The organism is Caulobacter sp. HMWF025, assembly GCF_003060965.1.
In the GTDB taxonomy this organism is placed as follows: domain Bacteria; phylum Pseudomonadota; class Alphaproteobacteria; order Caulobacterales; family Caulobacteraceae; genus Caulobacter.
The window spans coordinates 5,429-11,364 of record NZ_QAII01000077.1; the positions used below are offsets into that span (position 1 = coordinate 5,429).

The 5,936-nt window shown below is 66.8% G+C and carries 5 protein-coding genes; 3 read left to right on the forward strand and 2 right to left on the reverse strand.

The features are described 5' to 3' along the window. Positions 1-505 (forward strand): FAD-dependent oxidoreductase (locus tag DBR10_RS19880; RefSeq protein ID WP_233243342.1); only part of this gene is annotated, 505 nt, incomplete at its 5' end. Positions 506-514: 9 nt separating this feature from the next. Here DBR10_RS19880 and DBR10_RS09175 read toward each other — a convergent pair. Next, on the reverse strand, positions 515-2,053 hold the full coding sequence (locus DBR10_RS09175; RefSeq protein WP_108504749.1) for an acyl-CoA synthetase: 1,539 nt from the start codon (positions 2,051-2,053) through the stop codon (positions 515-517). Positions 2,054-2,186: 133 nt separating this feature from the next. Beyond that, the gene (locus DBR10_RS09180) at positions 2,187-3,854 is read right to left on the reverse strand and encodes a GMC family oxidoreductase (protein WP_108504748.1); all 1,668 of its coding nucleotides are present in this window, start codon (positions 3,852-3,854) and stop codon (positions 2,187-2,189) included. Positions 3,855-4,101: 247 nt separating this feature from the next. Here DBR10_RS09180 and DBR10_RS09185 point away from each other — a divergent pair, with 247 nt between their 5' ends. Further along, complete coding sequence (locus DBR10_RS09185) at positions 4,102-5,436, forward strand: cytochrome P450 (protein WP_108504747.1); 1,335 nt, start codon at positions 4,102-4,104, stop codon at positions 5,434-5,436. Between the two features lie 182 nt (positions 5,437-5,618). Then, positions 5,619-5,936 (forward strand): enoyl-CoA hydratase-related protein (locus tag DBR10_RS09190; RefSeq protein ID WP_199225321.1); only part of this gene is annotated, 318 nt, incomplete at its 3' end.

Sequence of the window (5,936 nt, forward strand, 5' to 3'; positions counted from 1 at the left end):
GCCGGGCCTTTCGGCCCAGGCGGCTGCGGAGCGGATCGAGGGCTATCCGGCCGATCGCATCCCCAAGGGCCATTTCGGCAAGGGGATCTATTTCCGGCTGACCGGCAAGGCCCCGTTCCAGCGCCTGATCTATCCGCCGCCGATCCCCGGGGCCCTGGGCACCCACTATCGCAACGATCTGGGCGGCCAGGCCGTGTTCGGGCCCGACCTCGAGTTCGTGCCGGCGCCGGACTATTCGGTCGATCCGGCCAAGGCGGAGGTGTTCGCCGCCTATATCCGCAAGTTCTGGCCTGATCTGCCGGACGGCGCCCTGTCGCCGGACTATGCCGGCGTGCGGCCCAAGCTGCACGGTCCCGGCGAGCCGCAGCCCGACTTCCAGCTGCGCGGCGCCGACGACCACGGCCTGCCCGGCCTGATGGCCCTGTTCGGCATCGAAAGCCCGGGCCTGACCAGCTCGCTCGCCATCGGCGAAGAGGTGGCCAGGCGGCTGCTTGATCAGGGCTGAAGCGCGGCCCTAGACGATCTTGCTCTCGCCCTTGCCCCAGTAGGCATCGCGGATCAGGCGCTTGTAGAGCTTGCCCGTCGCGTGGCGGGGCAGTTCCTGCATGAAGTCGATGCGGCGGGGCGACTTGACGTGGCTGAGGCCGGCGCGGGCAAACGCCATCAGCTCTTCGGCCAGGGCGGTCTGGTCGGCATTCCAGTCGGCCGGCTGGATCACCGCCACCACCTGCTCGCCCATCTCCTCGTGCGGCGCGCCCACCACGGCGGCATCGGCCACCTTGGGGTGGGTGATCAGCAGGTTCTCGATCTCCTGCGGATAGATGTTCACCCCGCCGCTGATGATCATGAAGCTCTTGCGGTCGGTCAGGTAGAGATAGCCCTCCTCGTCGACCCAGCCCACGTCGCCCAGCGTCGTCCAGCCGTGGCGGTTATAGCTCTCGGCCGTCTTTTCCGGGGCGTTGTGATAGTTCACGGCCGGACCGTCGGCGAAATAGACGCCGCCTTCGGTGCGCGGCGGGACCGGGTCGCCGTTCTCGTCGCAGATCCGCAGCGACCCCAGCACGGCCTGACCGACACTGCCCTTGTGGGTCAGCCAGTTGGTCGAATTGATCCAGCAGAAGCCGTTGCCCTCGGTGCCGGCATAGTACTCGCTGATCACCGGGCCCCACCAGGCGATCATCTGTTCCTTGACCGGAACCGGGCAGGGTGCGGCCGCGTGGACGGCCGATGTCATCGTCGAGACGTCGTATTTCGCGCGCGTTTCCTCGGGCAGTTTCAGCATGCGCACGAAGTGGGTCGGCACGAACTGGCCGCAGGTGATCTTGTGGCGTTCGATCAGGGCCAGGGCGTTCTCCGGATCGAACTTCTCCATCACCACCACCGTGCCGCCCAGCTTGTGGACGCTCATGCACCAGCGCAGCGGCGCGGCGTGATAGAGCGGGGCGGGCGACAGATAGATGCTGTCGCCGGAGAAGCCGAACAGGCCCTGGGCCATCATCTGCAGGGCGTTGGGCTGTTCGATCGGGCCGCCGTTCAGGGCCGGCTTCACACCCTTGGGGCGTCCGGTGGTGCCCGACGAATAGAGCATGTCGGAGCCGGCGCTCTCGTCCCCGATCGGGGTTGCGGGCATGGCCGCGCGAGCCGCCTCGAAGTCTGCATAGGCCCCGTGCGCACCGCCCACCGTGTAGAGGGTCAGGCCGGGCACCAGGGCCGCGACCTCGTCGATCACCGGCCCCATGGCGACCGAGGTGATGAACACCTTGGCCCCGCAGTCTTCCAGGATGTACTGCGTCTCGCCCGCCGTCAGCTTGGTCGACACGCAGACATAGTAGAGCCCGGCCCGCTGGGCGGCCCAGGCGATCTCGAAGAACCGGGCATTGTTGTCCATCAGGAGGGCAATGACGTCGCCGGTCTGCAGGCCCAGCGACCGGAACAGCTGGGCACCCTGGTTCGAGCGATCGTTGAGCTGGCCATAGGTCACGACCTCTCCCGAGCCGGCCATGATGTAGGCCGGCTTCTGGCCTTGGGTCTGGGCGTGCAGATAGGGATGCATCGGAGGCTCTCTTCAAAAACGATTGTCATTCCGGGCGCAGCGCAGCGAAGACCCGGGACCCTGCCAGGTGCCGGTGTTCCCGGCAGTCCCGGCCCGGCGCGCGGTGCGCCGGGCCGGGATGGCGGTTGGAGGACTAGGCCGCGACGGTGGCGCGGGCGTCTTCCAGGATCATGGCCGCACCCTTTTCACCGATCATGATGGTCGGGGCGTTGGTGTTGCCGGAGACGAGGCGCGGCATGATCGAGGCGTCGATCACCCGCAGGCCTTCCACGCCGCGGACCCGCAGCCGGGAATCGACCACGGCGGCCGGGCCCGAGCCCATCGGGCAGGTGCCGACCGGGTGGTAAAGGGTCGAGCCCGAGGCACGGGCGAAGGCTAGCAGGGCCTCGTCGGAATCAAAGCCCGGGCCGGGGTTCATCTCGTGGTCGACAAACGGGGCGAGGGCCGGCTGTTCGCCGATCTTCCGGGCCCATTTCAGGCCGGCGATGGCGACTTCCTGGTCCAGCGGATCGGCCAGATAGTTGGCGAAGATCGCCGGATAGTCGGAAGGATTGGCCGACTTGATCCGCACATGGCCGCGGCTTTCCGGACGCAGCTGGCAGGGGGCGATGGTCATGCCCGGCGCGCCTTCCAGCTCCATCTTCTGTTCGTTGAACAGCTTCTCCAGATCCATGGTCGCCGGCAGGATGTGGAACTGGATGTCCGGTCCGGACAGATCGGGCCGTGACTTGCAGAACGCCGCCACGTGGGCCGCCGACAGGGTCAGCATGCCGGTGCGGGTGAACAGGTATTTCAGGGCCTCGGTCGCCAGGCGCAGGCCCTTGCTCTGCTCGTTGACCGAGACGACGCCGGGCTTCAGGCGATAGCGGACGGCGGTGATGTAGTGGTCCTGCAGGTTCTCGCCGACGCCGGGCAGGTCAGCGACCACGGCAATGCCGTGCTCGCGCAGCAGCTCGCCCGCACCGACGCCCGACAGTTGCAGCAGTTGCGGCGAATTGATCGCGCCGCCGGACAGGATGACCTCGGCCCGGGCCTTGGCGGTGCGCTTGACGCCGTTCTGGACGAACTCGACACCGACGGCGCGCTTGCCTTCGAACAGCACCCGGCTGGCCAGGGCATTGGTCTCGACCTGAAGGTTGGACCGGCCCATGGCCGGGTGCAGATAGGCCACCGCCGCCGAGCAGCGCGCGCCGTTCTTCTGGGTGACCTGGTACCAGCAGGCCCCTTCCTGATTCTCGCCGTTCAGGTCGGCCGTGCGGGGAATGCCGGCCTGGTCGCAGGCGTCGATCAGGGCTTCGGAGATCGGGTGGGCGTCGCGCATGTCGGCGACGTTCAGCGGGCCGCCGACGGCGTGCAGGTCGCTGGCCCCGCGCTCCTGGTTTTCCGACTTGCGGAACCAGGGCAGGACGTCGTCCCAGGCCCAGCCCTCGCAGCCCAGCTGGCGCCAGCCGTCATAGTCGGCCTGCTGGCCGCGCACATAGAGCATGGCATTGATCGAGGACGACCCGCCCAGCACCTTGCCGCGCGGCCAGACATGCTGGCGGCCGTCCGAGCCGGGATCGGGCTCGGTCGTATAGAGCCAGTTGACCTTGGGATCCTTCAGGGTCTGGGCATAGCCGACCGGGATGTGGATCATCATGTTCGAGGCGAACTGGGACAGGTTCTTGGTCGGGCGATCATCGCCGCCGGCTTCCAGCAGCAGCACCTTGTAGCGGCCGTTCTCCGACAGCCGCGCAGCCAGCACGCATCCGGCCGAGCCGGCCCCCACGACGATGTAGTCTGCCTCGATGTTCCCAGCCATCGCTTCCTCCCGGGAGCGCTTCTGGCGCGCCCCATTTTTTGTGTTGCGAGCCCGCCGTGCAGGCGGGCTCGTAGCCGTCCGCGTTTATCCGCGTGATCGACGTTCACCCACCATGCGCGGGTCTGGCAAGAACGCAAAGCGTAACCTTGCGTCACGCGAATCCGGGTTGCCGTCGCGGCGCCGTTGCCCGTCCGGAGGCATGGCTTATGGTTGCGGTCAGAGAACAGCGTTTCCGGGAGAAGAGTGCGTGGATCTGATCAGCCAGACGGTCGTGGACGGCAAGGCCGGGCCCGGGGCCGGAACGACTTATCCGACCCTGCCTGGCATCGACCTGGCCAATATTTTCGGCTTCACCCAGGGCCAGCCCTTCGCGGACTATGCCCGGATGCGGGTCGAGGCTCCGGTGATGTGGCATGCCGAGCCCTATGGCGGCCCGGGCTTCTGGGCGGTGACCCGGCATGAAGACGTCATGACCGTCAACGGCGATCCGGCGACCTATTCCTCGCAGCGCGGCGGCATCCTGATGTCGATGGGCCCGCCCGAGAAGCGCCACGCCCTGCTGTTCCGGGCGTCGATGGACACCATGATCAATCTCGACGCGCCGCATCACCTGCAGCTGCGTCGCGAGCACATGCCCTATTTCACCCCGTCCTATCTGCGCGGCATCACTGAAGCTGTGAAGGGCGAGGTCACGCGCCTGCTCGACGCCATGGAGCCGCTGCTGGCCGACGGGCAGACCATCGACATGGTCGAGCATTTCTCGAGCGTGCTGCCGCTGTTCACCCTGTGCGAGATCCTCGGCGTGCCGCCGGAGGACCGTCCGCGCTTCCTGAAGTGGATGCACTATCTGGAGCGGGCCCAGGACCTGGCCGTGCAGCAGGCTGCCGCCCCGATCACCCCGACCCTGGAGCTCATGCAGTTCGTCATGGACTTCAACAACAACGTCGAGGAGATGTTCGACTACGGCCGGATGATGCTGCTCAAGCGTCGTGAGGATCCGCAGAACGACCTGATGACCGCCATTGCCCGGGCCCAGGTCGACGGGGCCCTGCTGGCCGACGAATATCTGGACGGCTCTTGGCTGCTGATCGTCTTCGCCGGCAATGACACCACCCGCAACACCCTGTCGGGCGCGATGAAGCTGCTGACCGAGTTCCCCGAGCAGAAGCAGCTGCTGATCGACAATCCAGGCCTGATGGGCGGGGCGGTCGACGAGTTCATCCGCATGGTCAGCCCGGTGATCTACATGCGCCGCACGACCACGGCCGATGTCGAGCTGAACGGTCAGCTGATCCGCGAAGGCGAGAAGGTGATCATGTACTACGGCGCGGCCAACCGCGATCCGGAGGTGTTCCCCAACCCCGACCAGCTGGACGTGCGCCGCCCCAATGCCGGCAAGCACATCGCCTTCGGCTATGGCCCCCACACCTGCATCGGCAAGCGCGTGGCCCAGATCCAGCTGGAAGAAGCCTATCGCCAGATCCTGGCCCGCTTCCCCGACCTGGTCGCCACCGGCGAGATGGAGATCGCGCCCAACAACTTCGTCCACGCGATCAGCAAGCTGATGGTCAAGCGGGGGTAGAGTCCTTCTCCCCTTGCGGGAGAAGGTGGCCGCGAAGCGGACGGATGAGGGGTTTCGCCTGATCCGTCCGTGCAACCCCTCATCCGTCGCCTGATGGCGACACCTTCTCCCGCAAGGGGAGAAGGAAAGTTGCCCTCAATTCATACGCATGTTTGACTGCCTGAAAATCAGGAGGATCCCCCATGTCGCAACCCACCTTCGAGACCCTGCTCTATGACGTCGAGGACGGGATCGCGACGATCACCCTGAACCGGCCCGAGCGCATGAACGCCTTCACGGCGCGGATGATGAAGGACCTGATCGAGGTCTTCGACGTCACCGACGCCGATGATGCGGTGAAGGCAGTGATCATCACCGGGGCCGGGCGGGCCTTTTGCGCGGGGGCCGATCTCGGGGCCGGCGGTGCCACCTTCGACCGGACCTCGCCCCAGGCGCTGGAGCGGGAAGAGGGCAAGGTCGGCGACATCTATCGTGACGGCGGCGGCCGCGTGACCCTGCGC